Source organism: Sulfitobacter sp. SH24 (assembly GCF_965641895.1).
GTDB classification, from domain to species: Bacteria; Pseudomonadota; Alphaproteobacteria; order Rhodobacterales; family Rhodobacteraceae; genus Sulfitobacter; species Sulfitobacter dubius.
The window spans coordinates 19,871-37,997 of the sequence record NZ_CBFFKK010000001.1; the positions used below are offsets into that span (position 1 = coordinate 19,871).

The 18,127-nt window shown below is 56.7% G+C and carries 18 protein-coding genes and 1 pseudogene; 16 read left to right on the forward strand and 3 right to left on the reverse strand.

Annotated features, from left to right (window positions below; translation table 11 throughout):
* Positions 1-5 precede the first annotated feature (5 nt).
* The 4 genes from ACSQ16_RS00105 to ACSQ16_RS00120 all read left to right on the forward strand — a co-directional run bounded on the left by ACSQ16_RS00105 (position 6) and on the right by ACSQ16_RS00120 (position 4,366).
* Positions 6-824, forward strand: a complete 819-nt coding sequence (locus ACSQ16_RS00105) for an IclR family transcriptional regulator (protein ID WP_435988277.1) — start codon at positions 6-8, stop codon at positions 822-824.
* Positions 824-1,993 carry an acetyl-CoA acetyltransferase gene (locus ACSQ16_RS00110; RefSeq protein ID WP_435988439.1) on the forward strand — a complete coding sequence of 390 codons (1,170 nt, stop codon included), beginning with the start codon at positions 824-826 and terminating at the stop codon, positions 1,991-1,993. Before ACSQ16_RS00105 ends, ACSQ16_RS00110 begins: the two co-directional genes overlap by 1 nt.
* Positions 1,993-3,558, forward strand: coding sequence for an acyl-CoA synthetase (locus ACSQ16_RS00115; RefSeq protein ID WP_435988278.1), 1,566 nt, complete (start codon positions 1,993-1,995; stop codon positions 3,556-3,558). The genes ACSQ16_RS00110 and ACSQ16_RS00115 overlap by 1 nt, the downstream gene beginning before the upstream one ends.
* 106 nt (positions 3,559-3,664) lie before the next feature.
* A complete protein-coding gene (locus tag ACSQ16_RS00120) occupies positions 3,665-4,366 on the forward strand; it encodes a hypothetical protein (protein WP_435988444.1) in 702 nt (233 codons plus the stop codon).
* Between the two features lie 147 nt (positions 4,367-4,513).
* On the opposite strand, the gene ACSQ16_RS00125 is transcribed toward ACSQ16_RS00120, so the two are convergent.
* Positions 4,514-5,131: a hypothetical protein gene (locus ACSQ16_RS00125; protein WP_435988279.1), complete on the reverse strand. Its 618-nt coding sequence runs from the start codon at positions 5,129-5,131 to the stop codon at positions 4,514-4,516.
* A 148-nt stretch (positions 5,132-5,279) separates the two neighbouring features.
* On the reverse strand, positions 5,280-5,603 hold the full coding sequence (locus ACSQ16_RS00130; protein ID WP_435988280.1) for a hypothetical protein: 324 nt from the start codon (positions 5,601-5,603) through the stop codon (positions 5,280-5,282).
* 521 nt (positions 5,604-6,124) lie between these two features.
* Here ACSQ16_RS00130 and ACSQ16_RS00135 point away from each other — a divergent pair.
* Together ACSQ16_RS00135 and ACSQ16_RS00140 are read left to right on the forward strand one after the other, a co-directional pair.
* Positions 6,125-6,376, forward strand: coding sequence for a helix-turn-helix domain-containing protein (locus ACSQ16_RS00135; RefSeq protein WP_435988281.1), 252 nt, complete (start codon positions 6,125-6,127; stop codon positions 6,374-6,376).
* A complete protein-coding gene (locus tag ACSQ16_RS00140; protein ID WP_435988282.1) occupies positions 6,376-7,695 on the forward strand; it encodes a type II toxin-antitoxin system HipA family toxin in 1,320 nt (439 codons plus the stop codon). Before ACSQ16_RS00135 ends, ACSQ16_RS00140 begins: the two co-directional genes overlap by 1 nt.
* 945 nt (positions 7,696-8,640) lie before the next feature.
* On the opposite strand, the gene ACSQ16_RS00145 is transcribed toward ACSQ16_RS00140, so the two are convergent.
* Positions 8,641-9,657, reverse strand: coding sequence for a purine-nucleoside phosphorylase (locus tag ACSQ16_RS00145; RefSeq protein WP_435988283.1), 1,017 nt, complete (start codon positions 9,655-9,657; stop codon positions 8,641-8,643).
* A gap of 414 nt (positions 9,658-10,071) precedes the next feature.
* On the opposite strand from ACSQ16_RS00145, the pseudogene ACSQ16_RS00150 reads away from it, so the two are divergent.
* The 10 genes and pseudogenes from ACSQ16_RS00150 to ACSQ16_RS00195 all read left to right on the forward strand — a co-directional run bounded on the left by ACSQ16_RS00150 (position 10,072) and on the right by ACSQ16_RS00195 (position 17,878).
* Positions 10,072-10,712: pseudogene (locus tag ACSQ16_RS00150) on the forward strand (IS6 family transposase).
* A 22-nt stretch (positions 10,713-10,734) separates the two neighbouring features.
* Entirely contained in the window at positions 10,735-11,490 is a 756-nt protein-coding gene (locus tag ACSQ16_RS00155) for an IclR family transcriptional regulator (protein ID WP_435988284.1), read from the forward strand.
* Complete coding sequence (locus tag ACSQ16_RS00160; RefSeq protein ID WP_435988285.1) at positions 11,487-12,023, forward strand: TRAP transporter small permease subunit; 537 nt, start codon at positions 11,487-11,489, stop codon at positions 12,021-12,023. Before ACSQ16_RS00155 ends, ACSQ16_RS00160 begins: the two co-directional genes overlap by 4 nt.
* Positions 12,020-13,309, forward strand: a complete 1,290-nt coding sequence (locus tag ACSQ16_RS00165; RefSeq protein ID WP_435988286.1) for a TRAP transporter large permease — start codon at positions 12,020-12,022, stop codon at positions 13,307-13,309. Before ACSQ16_RS00160 ends, ACSQ16_RS00165 begins: the two co-directional genes overlap by 4 nt.
* A 14-nt stretch (positions 13,310-13,323) precedes the next feature.
* Complete coding sequence (locus ACSQ16_RS00170) at positions 13,324-13,722, forward strand: cupin domain-containing protein (protein WP_435988287.1); 399 nt, start codon at positions 13,324-13,326, stop codon at positions 13,720-13,722.
* A gap of 42 nt (positions 13,723-13,764) precedes the next feature.
* Positions 13,765-14,799, forward strand: a complete 1,035-nt coding sequence (gene dctP, locus ACSQ16_RS00175; RefSeq protein WP_435988288.1) for a TRAP transporter substrate-binding protein DctP — start codon at positions 13,765-13,767, stop codon at positions 14,797-14,799.
* 89 nt (positions 14,800-14,888) lie between these two features.
* A complete protein-coding gene (locus ACSQ16_RS00180) occupies positions 14,889-16,094 on the forward strand; it encodes a CaiB/BaiF CoA transferase family protein (protein ID WP_435988289.1) in 1,206 nt (401 codons plus the stop codon).
* Between the two features lies 1 nt (position 16,095).
* A complete protein-coding gene (locus ACSQ16_RS00185) occupies positions 16,096-16,560 on the forward strand; it encodes a MaoC family dehydratase (protein ID WP_435988290.1) in 465 nt (154 codons plus the stop codon).
* Complete coding sequence (locus ACSQ16_RS00190) at positions 16,560-17,408, forward strand: HpcH/HpaI aldolase/citrate lyase family protein (RefSeq protein ID WP_435988291.1); 849 nt, start codon at positions 16,560-16,562, stop codon at positions 17,406-17,408. The genes ACSQ16_RS00185 and ACSQ16_RS00190 overlap by 1 nt, the downstream gene beginning before the upstream one ends.
* Positions 17,405-17,878, forward strand: coding sequence for a MaoC family dehydratase (locus tag ACSQ16_RS00195; RefSeq protein WP_435988292.1), 474 nt, complete (start codon positions 17,405-17,407; stop codon positions 17,876-17,878). Before ACSQ16_RS00190 ends, ACSQ16_RS00195 begins: the two co-directional genes overlap by 4 nt.
* Positions 17,879-18,127 lie beyond the last annotated feature (249 nt).

The window sequence follows — 18,127 nt, forward strand, 5'->3', positions numbered from 1 at the left end:
ATATTATGAACGGCGGAGATCAGGCGACCCCCGCCAGTGGCAGTCAAGCGGTGGACCGTGCCCTAGCGCTTTTGCAGGTTACTGGGCGCGCGGCAGGGCGGGGCGCGACTTTGTCCGAGTTAATCGAGGCGTCCGGTCTGGGCAAACCCACGGTGCGGCGGCTGATGCTCGCGCTCATTCGGCGCGGTCTGGTGGAACAGGACTGCGCCACGCGGCTCTATTATTTGGGGGAGGAAAGCTATGTTCTTGGCACGCTCGCGACCCCGCGACATGGGCTGTTGGAGATTGCGGCGGACGCGGCTGTCCGGCTGGCGCAGGTGAGCGGCGACACGGCCTTCGTTAACATGCGGCGCGGCTCGGCTGCGGTTTGCCTGCATCGCGAAGACGGGGCTTTCCCGATCCGGACCCATGCGCTTGAGACCGGCGCGCAGCACCCTTTGGGCATTGGCGCAGGCTCCCTCGCGATGCTGAGCGCGCTGCCGGATGCGGAGGTCGAATTGGTGCTCAGAGATAATGCTGAGCGGATGGCCAGCGACTACCCGGATTATGACGCCGACCTTTTGCGCAGTGATGTGGCGCGGACACGGGAGCGAGGTTTTGCTTTGAACCCCGGACGGATCGTGCCGGGTAGCTGGGGCATCGGCGTGGCGCTTTGCCGCCCAGACGGATCCGTTGCGGGCGCCATGTCGATTGCCGCGATCGAAAACCGAATGCTGCCGCCGCGCGATGGCGAACTGGCCGAATTGTTGAAGCGCGAAGCGCAGGAAATTGAAATCCGGTTGGCGCGCAGGATGCCGCAGCCGGTACTGAAGGAGGATAAATGATGACGGACCCCTATATCGTGGGCTGGGCCCATAGTGCCTTTGGAAAAAGCGAGGCACCCGATACTGAGGCACTGATGGCCGAGGTGACAGGCCCGGCCTTGGCCCATGCGGGCGTCGAGGCCGAAGACGTAGATGGCATCTTTGTCGGTGTCTTCAATAACGGTTTCTCGGATCAGGATTTTCAGGGCGCGCTCATTGGCATGGGGAATGAGGCCTTGGCCCGCGTTCCAGCCACACGTTACGAGAATGCCTGCGCGACCGGCTCCGCAGCCTTGCACGGGGCGATGGATTTCATCGCCAGCGGCCGGGGCAAGATCGCCTTGGTCGTCGGGGCTGAGAAGATGACCGCCACACCGGGCGCGGAGTTGGGGGACATCCTGCTCGGCGCGTCTTACCGGGTTGAGGAAGCGGGTGTTGGCGGTGGTTTTGCCGGGCTTTTTGGGCAGATCGCGGGCAGCTATTTCCAGCGCTATGGGGATCAGTCTGAGGCGCTGGCGATGATCGCCGCGAAGAACCATCACAACGGAATGCAAAACCCCCTTGCCCATATGCAGCGAGATTTCGATGTGGCCTTTTGCAATACCGTGTCCGAGAAGAACCCGCTCGTGGCTGGCCCCCTGCGGCGCACGGATTGCTCGCTGGTCTCTGACGGGGCGGCGGCGATGGTCGTAGCAGCACCTGAGGTGGCGGCCCAGTTGCGGCGCGCCATTCGTTTCCGCGCCCGCAGCCATACCAATGAACCGCTGGCGCTGTCGCGGCGGGACATCACCCGTTTTGACGGCGCGCGGCGGGCGTGGGTGCAGGCCTTCGCGGCAAGCGGGCTGACACTGGACGACCTGAGCCTCGTGGAAACCCACGACTGTTTCACCGTGGCGGAGTTGCTGGAATACGAGGCGATGGGTTTGACCAAGCCGGGCCAAGGCAGCCGCGCCATTCGCGAAGGTTGGACCGGCAAGGACGGGCGGCTGCCGGTGAACCCCTCGGGCGGGTTAAAGTCGAAGGGTCACCCGATTGGGGCCACGGGCGTGTCGATGCATGTCATGGCGGCAATGCAGTTGATGGGCGAGGCGGGCGGCATGCAAATCCCCGATGCCGAGCTTGCGGGGGTGTTTAACATGGGCGGGGCGGCGGTGGCCTCCTATGCCTCGATCCTTGAGCGGGTGGCGTGATGCAGCCTGTCTCTACCCGCGTCATGAATCTCTCGCAGTTTTTGACTGAATCCGCTCGACGTCATCCTGAGGAGATTGGGCTGGTCTGGGGCGAAGACACTTGGGCTTGGTCCGAGTTGGAAGCCCGCGCCACGGCCTTCGCCGCTGCCCTGCGTGACCGCTATGGCATGCGTAAAGGTGACCGCTTGCTGGTGCAATCTGCCAATTGCAATCAGATGTTCGAAGCGGCTTTTGCCTGTTGGAAGCTCGGCTGCGTTTGGGTGCCCGCCAATTTCCGCCAAACGCCGGAGGAGGTCGCATGGCTTGCCATGTCTTCGGGGGCCAAAGGGCTGTTGGCGGGGGCTGAGTTCGCCGGGCATATTGCGGCCTGCAAGGGCGTCGACTTCACCGTCACGATCGGTGGTGAGGGGGAGGGTGATTACGACGCGCTTGTGGCCGAGTTCGCTAAGATGCCGGTCACCGTGGCCGAGGTGGATCGCGACGATCCCGCGTGGTTCTTTTTTACTTCCGGCACGACTGGCAAGCCGAAGGCGGCGGTGTTGACCCATGGCCAATTGGCCTTTGTGATCACCAACCATTTGTGCGACCTGATGCCGGGGACCGGGCCGGGTGATGCTTCCATCGTAGTCGCGCCCTTGTCCCACGGGGCGGGCATCCACCAGTTGACGCAGGTGGCACATGGGGTGAAAACCATTGTCCCCGGGGGCGCAAAGTTCGACCCCGCTGAGGTTTGGCGCTTGGTTGCCAAGTGGCGTGTGACGAATGCCTTTACCGTGCCGACGATCGTTAAGATGCTGGTCGAGCATCCTTCGGTTCATGAGCATGACCATTCCAGCCTGCGCTATATGATCTATGCCGGGGCGCCAATGTACCGGGCCGACCAAATCCGCGCGATCGAGGTTTTGGGTCCCGTTCTGGTGCAGTATTTCGGCCTGGGCGAGGTCACGGGCAATATCACCGTCTTGCCCCCGGCACAGCACTCCGCCGATGATGCCATGATGCGGATCGGCACCTGCGGCTTTGCGCGCACAGGGATGCAGGTTCAGGTGCAGGATGCCGCGGGCAAAGAGGTCGCTTCAGGCGAGACTGGTGAAGTGGCCGTGATCGGACCGGCGGTTTTTGCTGGCTATTACAACAACCCCGAGGCCAATGCCAAAGCGTTCCGCGACGGATGGTTCCTGACCGGCGACCTAGGGCATATGGATGCCGAAGGTTTTCTCTACCTTACCGATCGAGCGTCGGACATGTATATCTCGGGCGGGTCCAACATCTACCCGCGTGAGATCGAGGAAAAGATCCTGCAACATCCGGCCATTAGCGAATGCGCCGTTCTGGGGATGCTGGAGTCGACCTGGGGCGAGGTCGGGATCGCCGTCTGTGTCGCTAAGGGCGCCGCGCCGGAGGCTGATGAGGTGCTCAATTGGCTGGGGGACAAACTGCCGCGCTATAAGATGCCGAAAACCGTCGTCTTTTGGGATGAGATGCCGAAATCGGGCTATGGCAAGATCACTAAGAAGATAATCAGGGCCGAGCTGGCTAAGCGCGGGGAGCTTGCGGGTGCCTGAGGCACGACGGGTACAGCATCCTGGACGGCCAACGCCTGCGCGTGTCAGCGCCGTACCGTGTCGTGCAACACGCCGTCGGGTGAAGTTATCCGCGGGATTGACCCTTATGCAGGCCATGATCGATGCTGCTAATGGTAAAGGCGCTTGGTTCGACTTGACTGACGTATCGACCGAGATACTCACCTTCGTTTGTCCCGCACCGGCTTCTGATGACAGCCATGTAGTGTGGTACAGTGATGAGAAGGTTTTGCGCAACGCGATAATTCGCCAAACCGGTGCGCATCTAGGGCGTCGGGACGGAGAAGCGTTTGCGCATGTTCACGGGATGTGGCGCGCGGAGGACGGGACCTTTCACGCGGGGCATCTTCTGGCGGAGAAAACTGTTCTGGCAGTTGATCACATGGTGGATGTTTGGACCCTGGAAGGGGCGATGTTCGAAAGTGCATCGGACCATGAAACAGGGTTCATCTTGTTCCACCCAAACGGTACTGGCCAGGTGGACAACCCTAATGCAGTACTTGGAACAATTCGACCAAACGAATTGCTTAACGAGGGAATCGCAAAATGTTCGGCGGCCGCAGGACTGTCCGGAAGTACCGTAAAAGGTCTGGGCAGTTTGGTCGGCACCAGACTGAAAGGCCGGTCAGCCCTGAACGATATTGCCACTGAAGTCCTGCTGGTCGGTTCTACAGCCCAAAACGTAATTGCAGTCGGCTTTGATGGCGCACCTATCTGCGGAGAGTTGTCACCGCTCTTGAACCGAGTCTGCGTAACTTTTGAGGTTCTTTTGGTGTCGCAATCGGATTGATATGAACAAGGATGCATGCTGTTGCATAGGCAGACGCTAGGCTGCCTTACTTCAAGATCGTTTCGGCGCGATTTCTTACCAAGAGACTTAGAGAGGAGCCCGGGCCAAGCCTTTGCTTAATTTTGCGCCTTAGCCTGGTTACGCTTATCACTCGATAAGGGTCACTTTCGGCATGGCTGCAAGAGTCGTAAGGTCGAGTTCATATTGCACATCCATACGGGTTTGAAGGTCTTCATCGAGCTGGATAATCTTGCTCAACAGCTTAGCATTCTTGAGCTGCTGGCATGCATGTTGCGTGGTTGCGGTTCGTGTTTTGCGATCAAGACGATCGCCATCTATGCCCAAAAGAGCTGATAAGAACGGCAGCACAACTTTTTCTGGTTGTTCAAAATTCCAAACTGTGACCTGTGCTCTTGGGCAAGCCGCTGTGATGCGAGAAACGAGATTGGCCCATGAATGCACTGGGGCCGAATTATCAGAGCGGGCCGGCGAAAAATCGTCATCGGCAAGCAGCGCCGCCCAGCATTCAGCTTGGGGTGCTATGGCCAGATGCAAATTGAGGCTGCGATCCGAAAAAGCGCGATCGATGTTCTGCACCCGGCGCTTGGCTTTGGGGAACATGGTCCTTTTGGTAAGCATCTCGCTCACAGGCCCCAAAAGTGCGTGTTCGCTGATGACAATGTGCTCAAACCCATCAAGGGCCGTTCTGCTCAACACGGGCTCTACTGCATCGTTCAATAAGCCTAAGTTGTCGGTGGCGATCATCGATGATCGAAGGTGTTTAACGTATTCGTTGCGCGATACCGGTTTGATGGAAGTGCTTTGTAGGACTTTCCTCAAATGGCCCGATATGTTCTCCGTGAGAGCCATGGCAACTCGGTTTGCCCCGAAATGAACTGAAGCTGATTTGGGGCTAGACATCGTCAAGCTCTAGGAACCCATGCTCGGCAATCGTTTCGCGGCCTTCAGCAACTGCTTTAGCTGCTATAGCTTGTTGAGTGGCTTGGTAAATAAGAAGTTTGTATTTCATCTCTAGTGCAGCCAAGCCCGGTTGCAGTCGCGTTAGCTCATCGTCGGTAAGGTTTTTTGCCGCCGCGTCGGATGCGATGATCGCGCGAAAGAGGTCTGCAACCTCTGTCAATCTGGTCGCAACAAGGTCTCGATCTTCTGCTACGACATTATCTACCTTGATAGAGAACGCGTCTGCTTCTGTGTCGATGCTTAGCTTGAAGCTCATGGCCATTCCCGTAAGTTGCGCTGCCCGTGGCACATTTTCTAACATGGGGTGGATGGCCTACGCCATGGGTTTCTCGTGGGGGATAAGAAGAGATAGCAGGCTATGCGCGCGGTTAGAAGTTGCTCGTGCGAGACTTCTGGGTGTGATGCAGAGCAGGAACAAGGCTTCAGCTAAGGTGCGGCGTGAAGAGTGGCTGTGAGTAGACTTTGACATTTTTTAGTTCTATCACATTGGCCCAAATGTGATGGGCCCCTTTCGCGCGGTATGATCGGTTGCGATTTCGGTGGGCTGGGGCGTCTCTGCTTTCTTTGGGCTGCTGCGCTTCTGACATCACTCACATGGCACTGCTTTAGGGTGTCCTTTTCGGTCGACTAGGCTCTCCACATCGCGGGCCTTTCTTTTTTTGCTTCAGCTCTAATACACCTGCGGGAAACTTGACGTCATACGGCTTGGCGTATAAATCCTCCATATGCGCTAACGCGTATATTTACAAATAATGCGCTTTGGCGTATATAGTTGGCATGAACGATCTTGCGCGTACACCAAAACAAATTGGTTCCATTATCCAACGGGCGCGAAAGAAGCGCGCCTGGTCGCAGATGCAGCTCGGCGAGCGGGCGGGCCTACGTCAAGCAACCATTTCAATGATAGAGAGTGGAGCAAAGTCCGCTAGGCTCGAATCAATTTTAGCTATCTTTGCAGCTCTCGATCTCGAATTCAGAATTGGACCACGTTCTAAGGGACATGCCAGTGATATCGAGGAGTTGTTCTGATGGCTCGACGTCGAGCCCATGCGCCCTTGCATGTATATACGAATAATCGCCGCGTTGGGATGCTCACACGCCGGGCAAATGGGGCCATCGAATATGCGTACGCTGAAGATTGGCTAAATTGGGAGCATGCTATGCCGCTCTCTCTTTCGCTGCCGCTAAGCGAGGTGCCCTATCGCGGCCAAGCCGTCTCTGCTGTCTTCGAGAACTTGCTACCTGATTCAGACAGGCTTCGTCGTCTCGTCGCTGAAAAGGTCGGCGCAAGAGGCACGGACGCCTACAACATGCTGACCAAGATCGGCCATGACTGCGTGGGCGCACTTCAATTTATCGCAGAAGACGAAGAGGTACCTGATGCTGTTGGCAGGATTGAGGGCGAAGCCGTCGATGCGGTTGCAATTGAGAAGATTCTGAACGGATTAGGCCAAGCGCCCCTCGGCTTAACCCGCGACGATGCTTTCAGAATTTCAGTGGCGGGGGCGCAAGAGAAGACAGCCCTGCTCTGGCACGATGGTCAATGGCTCAAGCCCCACGGCACGACGCCCACCACCCATCTGATAAAGACGCAAATCGGAAAGCTTCCCAATGGTGTCGATCTCTCAGACAGCGTTGAGAACGAATACTATTGCCTGCTACTCACCGCTGCATTTGGTCTGCCTGTGAACGCCGCTAGCATAGAAACTTTCGGGGAAACTAAGGCTCTAGTCATCGAGCGTTTTGATCGACGCTGGACGAAAGATGGGCGTTTACTACGTCTGCCGCAGGAAGATTGCTGTCAGGCACTCTCTGTACCGCCGACGCTAAAGTACCAGAATGAAGGTGGCCCCGGCATGTACGACGTTTTGAACTTGCTTAAGGGTAGCGATACACCGATCGAGGATCAGGACATTTTTCTCAAAGCGCAGCTCATTTTCTGGCTGATGGGCGCAACGGACGCTCATGCCAAGAATTTCAGTGTGTTCCTAGGCCCCGGTGGCAGCTATCGCATGACCCCACTCTATGACATCTTGACGGCGGAAGGCGCATTGCATGCCCATCAAATTGAACGGAAACAGATGAAATTGGCGATGTCGGTTGGAAATAGCCGGCACTATCGGTTCGATCAGATTCACGGGCGGCATTTCGTGCAAACGGCCATGCGCGCGGGTCTTTCAAGAAAGCGAATCACGGGCCTTATCGACGAAATCGCGACGAGAGCGCCCGAAGCCCTTGAAACGGCTGCCAACGCCTTACCCAAAGCCTTCCCACAGACAATTGTTGATATTGTGAGTAGGGCGGTCTTGGACCGGCTTGATGGTTTGAAATTGCGTAGCACGGCCTGAGGCAAGAGAACTTCCGCAAACAGCAAGTGCAATGGGCAGGAGAGGGTGGGGTCTGAAGGGCTACGCTATCTTGTCCATTACATGGGGAGTTCAAACAGGTCGATAAACCTGCGGCACAACTCCGTTTTGCCGATGATTTCGGTGTCGACCGTATCCGAAACCTCGTCGCCGTAAAACACTACCGCAAGGAGCGGGGAGCGGGGGCGGTAAAATGCAGGTCGGGGGTGTCAATTTCTCCGCGTGTCACAGACATCCTACCATTTTGAAGGTGGGCGGCGAACTTGGCCGTACCGATGAAGAACTGAACCAGAGCTGTCATGCCCTCTGCGGCCTCGACATTAAGCACTGTTCTCAGCGATAGCATGAAAGAGGCCGGCGACAGGGGCAGCGTAGGGTTGTGCATTGGCGAGGCTGCGGCCCAACCCCTTTATGATCGGTTCAGCGGCATATCCCCACCCAGTCAGCCAATAGAGCTTTGTTGGCACGGGTTCTGGCACCGTTGACCGGATGATCACGCCATGCGTCTCAAGCCCATGTGGGCGTTCGGTCAGTACATCTCCGGCAGAGCGATCTAGTATGACTTTTCGTCACCCCCGGTTCCCAAGCAGCATCGCCAATAGCCGCGCTGATCGGCTCGCCCCCTTCTCACTTTCTAGGATCAGACGGAGAACCGATGCGCGGTGTTTCGCACTCGTTGTCCATACCAACCTCCTGCCCATGAGGCCGAAACTTATCCACAGATCCGACCGCCAATGAAGGGTCTAGTATAGCAATCAGCTGGGCGTTAAATTTTCGATACAAAAGGATAATTCTGGATCAGATTCTGATTGATTACGGCGCAGTGACACCCAATTACTCGAAAAAATTTCCCCCAAAACGCAGAAACCGCCCTGCCAAATGCTGGAAGGACGGTTATTTTTTTTGTTTCAAGCTACTGTCTCGGCGTTAGTCCACCTGCGGTGCTTCTTTCCAGGCATTCCAGTCCGACATGATCGCTTCGGCGTAGCTCTTGGCGACACGATAGGCATTTTCGGCGGCAAGCGGGAAGCCACCTGATTTCGCCTGCAGCGAGGCGATGGCCGTTTGGTCCGTCCCCTGGCGGTCGAAATTGGACCCGGTGCGCAAAACGGCCACCCGGTCAAAATCGAGCAAACCGGCCTCGTCCGCGCGTTTCAGCGCGGTCAGCGTCGCATTGTTCTCCATCTGCGTGGTGTAATAGTCGCCGGCATCGTCGGTCAGCAGAGAGACCCATCTTTCCTTAGAATCGGCGATCTTGATCCCGTGCCAATAAGTGTCGCTGGAAAGAGTATCGCAAAGGCTGACAAAAGGTTTTCCCTGCGCGGCGACTTCAGCGTAATGCGTCCTGTAGCTGCTGGCCTCTTCCCCATCCGCCAGTGGGACATCCTTCGTGGTCTCATAAGCAAATTCCGCAAGGGCTGGGTTCAGCGCAAAGACCTCAGTCCCCGAACCCCATTTTGGCTTTTCGCCCGGCGCGCCAGCGCCCAAACCGATGGTGTCATCGCTCCAATCGTCAGGAGTCTCGCGCGGATCGATCCGATGGTTCAGATCCGCGTCGACCGCAAATTTTGCCCGATGCGCCGAACCTAGAGTGCCGTCCTTGGGATCAACACCGGCAATTCCCGCGATCACCACATAGGTCTGCTGCAAATCGAACTTCGGGCTCAGCGCAACCGCCGAGACCGAACTGGCGGCATTCGCGAAGCCCATGGCTGTCGTCATCATACAAAGCCCCGCGTCATTGCAGGTGACGGCCGGGTAATCTTGGCTCAGCCCTAGGACCGGAATTTCGGTGGTCAGATTCTCGTTCTCGGTCCAAGGGGCGGCTTCCTGCGCGAACATGGTCACGACCAGTACTTTCGGCGCGACTGATCCCCTCTCTTGAGCCATGAGAGGGGAGACAAAGGCGGCCGAGAAAGCGGCCGCGGCGGTGATGTAACGCATGTGATATTCCTTTCAATGGGGAACCTACCCCGGTAGCAGGGTGTAGCGTCGCGGCAGGGTATCCCACGGAGACGACAGGCGCACAACGGGGATCGTTGGGGGCGGCCGGCTTGCGCAATTTTCACCAAAGACTCGTAATTTTTTACATTATATTGGCAACCATATTAAGCGCCCGCCTCTGTCTCATAGGTGTCTGTGGCTCGCGTCGCGATTTACGCCCCCGGTGCCCCTTGTCAAATTCACTGAGGCGTTCAAGCATCGCTGCATTCATACAGCTAAACCGTGTGTGCTATGATGTTTGGTGGGAAGCGGTGGCGCTTGTCGCTGTCGATCATGCCTATGCGCCGCTGGGTCAGGAAGTTCGGCGCCGAGATCCGCAAACGGGCCTATGGTGGCCATCGTTCCTAGCGCGGGCTGCAGTGGCATGTCGATGAGACCTACGTCCGCGTTGGTGGACGCCGGTGTTATCTATGGCGTGCCGTCGATCAGCTCGGCCAGTTTATCGATTTTCGGCTGACGGCGCCGCGAGATGCCAAGGCTGCGAGGGCGTTTCTGAGGCAAGCCCGAGAGACCGTTCGCCTGTATCAGCCCCTGACCATACTGACAAGGCGCACAGCTACGCCAAAGTGATCGACGAGATCAACGACCGGCTCGGGCCAGAGCACACAATCCGCCATGTCGATAACAAGTACCTGAACAACCGGATCGAGAGCGATCTTGCTGCAATAAAACAACGGCTGCGACCGATGCGTGGCTTCCAGACTATGGCCGGTGCCAAGGCCGCGCTCTCCGGGATCGAAACCTTCCGCACCATCCGCATGGGTCAGTTCGAGAGCTGCAGGCCCGAGTTGAAAACGAGATCGATTTCGTCGCCAAACTCTTCCCGGAAGCCGCTTGAGGATCGCAGTTCCTGCTTTTACCGCGCCGAAGCGGCGTTAATGCAACGGACCCCTTCTAGATCTTTGTTCTTGACAGATATCGTGTCCGACGAAATTCTCTACACAAGGAATATATTTCACACTTGTGAAAAACGCAGCGTCCTTCAAGAAGGATGAACGGCTAAAATGGGGGGAGAGTATGTCTGTAAAGCAGGTCGAAAACGTGCTGCGTTTTTTCGAGTTTTTCTCGGATGAACGAGTGCCTGCAACGTTGACGCGGCTGTCGGCGGCCCTGTCGCTACCGGTCTCTAGCACCAGCAATCTAATTAAGACGCTGCGTGAACAGGGATACCTTTTCGAGGTGCGCCCAAGAGGTGGGTTCTATCCCACCCGGAGGCTATTCGACGTTAGCCAGAACATCATCGATGGCGATCCGGTTCTTGCCAGCGTGCGCGACCAAATGGCCAAACTACGCTCCGAAACCGGAGAGACGGTGCTGCTGGCAGCTCGCGACGGTAACGACCTAATCTACCTGGATACAATGGTTTCCGATCAGGGGGTGCGATACTCGGCTGAGCCCGGTGAACGGCGTCCCATTTATGCTGTGTCATCTGGAAAGGCGTTGCTCGCCGCGCTCGATGACAAGGCATTAATGGCTGAACTCGAGGCGATGGACTACTCCGGTGCCAACGATAATTCTGTGACCGATCCGGACAAGTTGTTCCAAATGATCGTTGAGGGCCGCCGGCGTGGCTGGTTCCTTAACGCGACCGAGTTCACTCCTGAGGTTTCGGGCGTGGGGGTTATGCTGGAGGTCGCAGGCCGCCAGCTTGGTTTGTCGGTAGCCGGGCCGAACTATCGCATGGAAGGCCGACATGCCTCAATCGCCGAGGCGCTTACTCGATCAATAACGGCGCTCCGCGACCAGATAAGCGGGTCGGGAGGCATCAAATGATTAATAAAGCCATGTACATCATCGACACGGCATTCACCGCTGTTGCCGTTACTGCCATCGCAGCATTGACGCTTCTCGTCGTCACGGATGTCTCCTTGCGCTACGGCATTGGCAAGCCAGTGTTCTTCGCACATGACGTCGTCGTCCTGTACCTGACACCCGCTCTTTTCTTCTTTGGTGTGGGTCCAACGTATTGGCGCGACGAGCACCTCGCTGTCGATCTTCTCGTGTTGCGCCTATCAGTTCGAAAACGTGCCGTGACAGATGCAGTCAGTGCTACCATCGGCCTGTTCATCTTCTCACTTCTTATCTGGGTCTCATGGGACAGAGCATGGACAAGCTTTGTTAACAGCGAGCGGATCGCCAGCATTGTGCCCTGGCCAGCATGGCTCAGTTACATCTTAGTGCCGGTCGGATCGGTAGCGATGGCCCTTGTCTGTTTGGCGCGCCTCTTTTTGGCCATCCGAGTCGTTCTCACCGGTGAAAAGCTTTCCAGGGCTCAACACACCGAACCCGGGGAAGAAATATTATGACCTCGCTGATTGTCGTTATCGGACTTCTCTTTCTTCTGTTCCTCGGCGTTCCGGTTGGTCTCGCGCTTGCATTTTCAGGCATGGTGGGACTGGTCGCTATTGTCGGATTCAACTCAGCCTTGTCGGTTCTAGCAACCACTCCACTGTCCACGACCAACGGTTATGAGCTAATCGCCGTCCCGCTGTTCATCCTGATGGCCGAGTTTGTGATCGTAAGCGGCATCGCCGATCGGATGTTCAAGGCGATTACGATCTGGGTTGGCCGTTTGCCCGGTGGTCTGGCTGTTGCCACGGCCCTTGCCGGGGCTGGCTTTGGTGCAATCTCCGGATCTTCGACTGCGGCCGCTGCGGCTCTGTCGTCGACATCAATACCCGCCATGCAAAAAGCTGGCTATGAGGCCAAATTTTCAGCTGGCGTGGTGGCCGTCTCGGGCACTTTGGCCATGCTCATCCCGCCCTCGATTGCCTTGGTCTTGTACGGCATTATCGTCGAAGTGAATATCGCGTCGCTGCTGATTGGCGGCGTTATCCCCGGTGTTCTGGTGACCTTTGGTATCATCGTAACGATCTACGCCCTCATGGCGCGCGATCCATCCATTGCCCCAGCGGCAAAGCGTTGGTCACTGCGGGAAAAGCTTTTTGCCCTGCGCGAGATTGGCCCAATGCTCGCCTTACTCGCATGTGTAACAGGGTCGATCTATCTCGGGGTTGCAACACCCACGGAGGCCGCTGGCCTCGGGGCATTCGGAGCCTTCGTCATCGCTGCCGCTTTTCGTTCGCTGACCTGGGCAAGAACTTGGGGCGCCCTGTCTCGTGCAGTGCGCGCGACATGTATGATTTTCCTAATCATCATCGGCGCGCACATCTTCGGCTATGTGCTGACATTGGGGCAGATAACCCCACAGTTCGTGACGTGGATCACCACGCTGAACGTTTCGCCCTATGTCGTGATGGCCGGGATCATCCTGTTCTACTTGGTTCTTGGCTGTTTCATGGACCAGCTCGCCATTCTGATCCTGACTGTTCCCGTCATGGTGCCAGCCATCATCACCTTGGGTTTTGATCCGGTCTGGTTCGGCGTGATCGTCGTCGTCTCCGCTGAGGTAGGCATGATCACACCGCCTCTGGGCATGAACATCTTTGTGGTAGCCCGCTATGCCGGAAGACCGCTATCAGAGATCTTCCGTGGCGTCGCGCCGCATGTGGTAACCCATCTGATCATCATCGCATTGCTTATCGCGTTTCCACAGCTGGTTCTGTGGCTGCCCAGCACAATCAACAACTAAAAAGGACACTGAAAATGACGCAACCAAAGGCTGCAGATCTGAACCCATCCGTTTTTTTCATGACCGAAGACATGGCGCAGCCCTATTCGCCAAGCGGACACTCCGGAACTGTAAATCGTCGTCTCGTTTCTCCTGAAACCGGCGCAACCCAAATGGAAGTTCTGATCGGACGGATCGAGCCGGGCCAAGGCGCCAGCGCACATTTACATCCGGGAATTGATCAGTTCTGCTGGATGCTCGAAGGCCGCGCGGCCGTTACCATTGGGTCGCACAAACAAGAGATTGGGCCAGGAGAAAGCTGCTTTTTCGCCGCCGACATGCCGCACACCTTCACCGCCATTGGTGAGACGCCGGTGCGTGTGCTCATTTGTTACGCCCCCCCTTACGGAGAAGGCGCTCGCGTCGAGTGCTAAGGGCAATTTCTACCAAACATGATGAACTGGAGGAGTAAAATCATGAAAACGACCCTAACTGCGATCTCTTTGCTGGCGGTAAGCGCTATCAACCCGGCGTTTGCGCAAGAGATTACACTGAAGATCGCCGACAGTCTGCCAGCGGACCACATCATCACCAAGAATACGACCGACGTGTTCATGGCGCGGGTGCAGGAAGAACTGGGCGACCGCGTTGCCTTCGAACACTATCCTGCTCAGCAGCTTGCTAAAGCAAAGGACATCCTTTCCATTACTCAGGCCGGGATCGCAGACATCGGCTATATCGTGCCGTCCTATGTATCTGAGAAGATGCCTTTGGGGGGCGTCGTGGAGCTGCCCGGCGAAATCGCAACTTCTTGCGAAGGATCGCTGGCGTTCCGCAACCTCGTGCAACCCGGTGGGATGCTCGACGAACTCGAGTTTCAGCCTGCTGGCGTTCGCGTGCTCTACAACGTTGCACTCTCACCTTACCAGGCAATTTTCTCAGAACGGGCAGGTGTGGGATCGCTGGATGAATTCGACGGTATGAAGCTGCGTTCGAATGCTGGCGCGATGGAATTGTCGCTACAGTCGGTCGAAGCCGTTCCTGTGCGCATGACGCCGCCAGAGATTTTTGATGCCATGACAAAAGGCACAATCGACGGTGCTCTTTTGCCATTCACCTCTACCTTCTCCTATGGTCTCGATCAGATCGTAGGGTCGGCTACACGGAACGCGAATTTTGGCACCGTTGGGATTACCTATTCCATCTCGGAAAAGAAGTGGGACAGCCTTCCCCAGGATGTTCAGAAAGTCCTGACCCGCGTCGGGCAAGAGGTGACGGAAAGCGCTTGCTTGGCGTTTGACGAAGCAGAGGTTCAGTTCGCCGACGACCTCTCTGCTAAGGGCGTTAATGTCTTCAGTCTCTCTGACGATGAGACAGCGCGGCTCAACGCATCCTTCGAAACTGTCGCCCAAGATTGGGCTAAAAACCTCGACAGCCGGGACAAGAAGGGCAGCGAAGCGCTCGCGGCCTTCCGCAGCGAAGTCGAAAAGCTACGGGTCGCGAACGAGTAAATCCTTCAATAGCGGCGACGGAAACTTTCGTCGCCGCGTGTATCGTAAGCCGATTTCCCGAACCTTACCCTAACCCGTCAGAGGCCATTGTGTTTGATCTTCTAAAAGGCGTTCGCGTGGTCGAACTGACCACGATTGTATTGGGTCCCATGGCGGGCCAGATACTTGCAGATTTTGGAGCCGACGTTGTTAAAATCGAGGCACCCGGCGGTGATCTAGCACGACATGTCGAGCCTCGTTCAGAAGCCGGCGAAAGCTCGATGTTTGTGAACTGCAATCGCAACAAACAGAGCATCGTTATAGACTTGAAAACCCAAGAGGGCCGCGAGGTTTTGAAGCGCTTGATATCGCAGGCGGATGTCTTCCTGCATAACATGCGTATGAAGGCGGTGCACAAACTTGGGTTCGATGCCGCGACTCTGCGCGCCATAAACCCCGGCCTCATTTATTGTTCCGCCATCGGCTTTGGCAGCGATGGCCCCTATGCTGATCGTCCAGCCTATGACGACGTTATTCAGGCAGCATCAGGTATTGCGCACTTGCCGACATACACAGGTGCCGAGCCCGCATATGTGCCGGGCGTGATTGCAGATAAGGTGGCAGCGCTCTACGCGGCCAATGCCATTTCCGCAGCATTATACCACAAAGCCCAAACGGGACAGGGCGTCGAAATCGAGGTCCCAATGTTCGAGGTTATGACCTCTTTCGTGATGACTGAGCATCTTGCCGCGGCATCTTTCGAACAGGACGCTAAACCAGGGTATCGCCGGCTGCTCAACCGGCATCGCCGGCCGTTCAAAAGCTCTGACGGTTGGGTCGCGGTTCTTCCATATACTGAAGCTCACTGGCGCAGCACGCTTGAGGAGATCGAGCGCGCTGACGTGATCGATCAAGAGTGGTTCAAAAGCGCCTCAAGTCGGTCAAGCCATGTGGCGGAGATGTATGAAATCCTCGCTCAAGTAATGCCAAAGCGTAGTACCGACGACTGGATCAACACCTTTGAGCGGCTGGATGTGCCGCATTCGCGTGTTAGTTCTTTGGGAGATCTGCTGAATGATCCACACCTCCAGGCTATTGATTTCTTTGGTGTTACAGATGATACAACTGGCCGAGCGCGGTCGGTTCCCCAGCCGGTAAAGGTCAATGGAGCTCACACCACCGTAGACAGAGCTGCGCCGCTGCTTAGTGAGAATTCGATCAGTCTGCTTCAGGAACTCGGTTACGAGCCTACCACAGTTCACGACATGATAGAGCGCGGCGTCGTCCAGGCCCCGCCACTAAAGGACGGGGAATAGCATGGCAGGTCTGTGGCTAGAAGAATTTAAGCCAGGCATGGTTATCTCGCATGCGATCACACGCACGGTCACCGAAGCTGACAATTTTGCTTTTTCAACCCAGACGATGAACCCCCAGCCGCTGCACATTGATCGGAACTTCGCCGTTCAATCAGAATGGGGTAAGCCGCTGGTTAACTCGCTTCTGACGTTGGGGATCATGATCGGTATTTCGGTTCATGAAACTACACTGGGCACTACTGTCGGCAACCTGGGAATGACTGATGTGATATTTCCGGCGCCGGTCTTTCATGGCGACAGCCTGCGGGTGGAGACTGAAGTAATCTCAGCACGGACTTCAAAGTCGCGCGCTGGTCAGGGTATCGTGGAGCTCATCCATCGCGCCTACAAACAGGACGGAACTTTGGTTGCTTCCTGCCGTCGTTCTGCGCTTATGCGCGCACGTCCAGCGCAGGAGGCAAACTGATGCGATCGTGGCTTTTCGTCCCGGGCAACCGCCCCGACATGATGGCAAAGGCAGTGCGCGTGGGCGCCGATGCCATCATCCTAGATCTCGAAGACTCCGTTGCGCCTCAACAAAAGGAAGAGGCACGCGAGGCAGTGGCAAACGCCCTCTCCACGCTTGATCGGAGCGCGCAGTTATGGGTGCGGGTGAACCCCATATCCAGCGCCTATTGCACGCAAGATGTCGCGACAGCGATCAATGGGCGCGCCGATGGGCTGGTCCTGCCAAAATCCGAAAACGGCGGAACGGTCCGCGACCTGATCGGTATGGCTGGCAACGCTTGCCCGCCAATCCTCGCTATCGCTACGGAAACCGCGGGCTCCTTGTTCGGCTTAGGCCAGTATGCAGGGCTGGAGACACATCTCTTTGGGTTGGCCTGGGGGGCAGAAGATTTATCGGCAGACTTGGGGAGCACAGCTTCACGCGACGATACCGGAGCCTTGACTGGCCCGTTCGCGCTGGCCCGCAATTTGATGTTGGCCGGTGCGAGGCAGGCAAAGTGCCAACCCATAGACACGGTTTGGACCGACATCCGGGATCTCGCCGGGCTGGAGAAGGAATGCAACGCCGCCCGGCGCGACGGGTTCACCGGCAAGATGGCAATCCACCCCGCACAAGTACCGATCATCAATCAGGCGTTCCGACCAACGGCTTCTGAAATTGCGCTGGCCCAACGGATCACGAAGGCGCTGGCGAGCAACCCTAATGTGGGTGCGGTCAGCATCGACGGACAGATGATTGATATGCCGCATCTCAAGCGTGCAAAGCGGGTTCTGGACCTCGTAGCAAAATACGGAGAAGATCAATGACGTCTGCACCCATTCGCCTAGGCCGTGGCTTTTACTGGCAAGAACTGACAGTAGGCGATCGGTACTCAACATACGGCCGCACTATCACCTCGGCGGATATCAGCACCTTCGTCGGTCTGGCCGGCATGATCGAAGTGCTTTTCACCAATGTGGAATACCGTAAAACCGAAAGCACCTTGAAGGGCGAACCGTCACCCGGAGCGCTAGTGCTTTCGGTAGCAGAGGCGCTGGCCCTTAATGCCACAGCTCAAGAAACGGGTTTAGCTTTCCTTGGGCTTTCCACACTAGACATTAAAGGGCCTGTCCAAGCTGGCGATACGATTGATGTCGAAATGGAAGTGCTCAGTGTTCGCCAGGAAAGCAATGGCGACCGTGGTCTAGTGCGAACACGCAACACGGTTCGCAATCAAGAAGGTAAAACTGTCATGGTGTACGAGCCGTTGCGCTTGATGATGGGAAATCCCCAATAGATAAGTATATTGTACGCCTGTAGATATGTAAGAACTCTCGGGGCACTATCCTGCGGTGATAAACAGCGAACAGAACGGCCATTGGTATTGACCTGGCCCCGCTGGTCCCCGTGTTCAAAAGGCTGAGGGCGTTAATGCAACGGACCCATCATGCCCATGCGCCGCAACTGCGCGAAATCTCCGAGGCTTCCAACAGATCCGAGTTAATGTGACAATGCCCTGCATAGGCCTCCGATGGGGCGGCGGCGG

Bases quoted from the DNA above. Each gene is read 5' to 3' on its own strand.
- ACSQ16_RS00105 (WP_435988277.1), top strand. From the start codon at position 6: ATGAACGGCGGAGATCAGGCGACCCCCGCCAGTGGCAGTCAAGCGGTG.
- ACSQ16_RS00110 (WP_435988439.1), top strand. From the start codon at position 824: ATGACGGACCCCTATATCGTGGGCTGGGCCCATAGTGCCTTTGGAAAA.
- ACSQ16_RS00115 (WP_435988278.1), top strand. From the start codon at position 1,993: ATGCAGCCTGTCTCTACCCGCGTCATGAATCTCTCGCAGTTTTTGACT.
- ACSQ16_RS00120 (WP_435988444.1), top strand. From the start codon at position 3,665: ATGCAGGCCATGATCGATGCTGCTAATGGTAAAGGCGCTTGGTTCGAC.
- ACSQ16_RS00125 (WP_435988279.1), bottom strand. From the start codon at position 5,131: ATGATCGCCACCGACAACTTAGGCTTATTGAACGATGCAGTAGAGCCC.
- ACSQ16_RS00130 (WP_435988280.1), bottom strand. From the start codon at position 5,603: ATGAGCTTCAAGCTAAGCATCGACACAGAAGCAGACGCGTTCTCTATC.
- ACSQ16_RS00135 (WP_435988281.1), top strand. From the start codon at position 6,125: ATGAACGATCTTGCGCGTACACCAAAACAAATTGGTTCCATTATCCAA.
- ACSQ16_RS00140 (WP_435988282.1), top strand. From the start codon at position 6,376: ATGGCTCGACGTCGAGCCCATGCGCCCTTGCATGTATATACGAATAAT.
- ACSQ16_RS00145 (WP_435988283.1), bottom strand. From the start codon at position 9,657: ATGCGTTACATCACCGCCGCGGCCGCTTTCTCGGCCGCCTTTGTCTCC.
- ACSQ16_RS00155 (WP_435988284.1), top strand. From the start codon at position 10,735: ATGTCTGTAAAGCAGGTCGAAAACGTGCTGCGTTTTTTCGAGTTTTTC.
- ACSQ16_RS00160 (WP_435988285.1), top strand. From the start codon at position 11,487: ATGATTAATAAAGCCATGTACATCATCGACACGGCATTCACCGCTGTT.
- ACSQ16_RS00165 (WP_435988286.1), top strand. From the start codon at position 12,020: ATGACCTCGCTGATTGTCGTTATCGGACTTCTCTTTCTTCTGTTCCTC.
- ACSQ16_RS00170 (WP_435988287.1), top strand. From the start codon at position 13,324: ATGACGCAACCAAAGGCTGCAGATCTGAACCCATCCGTTTTTTTCATG.
- dctP (WP_435988288.1), top strand. From the start codon at position 13,765: ATGAAAACGACCCTAACTGCGATCTCTTTGCTGGCGGTAAGCGCTATC.
- ACSQ16_RS00185 (WP_435988290.1), top strand. From the start codon at position 16,096: ATGGCAGGTCTGTGGCTAGAAGAATTTAAGCCAGGCATGGTTATCTCG.
- ACSQ16_RS00190 (WP_435988291.1), top strand. From the start codon at position 16,560: ATGCGATCGTGGCTTTTCGTCCCGGGCAACCGCCCCGACATGATGGCA.
- ACSQ16_RS00195 (WP_435988292.1), top strand. From the start codon at position 17,405: ATGACGTCTGCACCCATTCGCCTAGGCCGTGGCTTTTACTGGCAAGAA.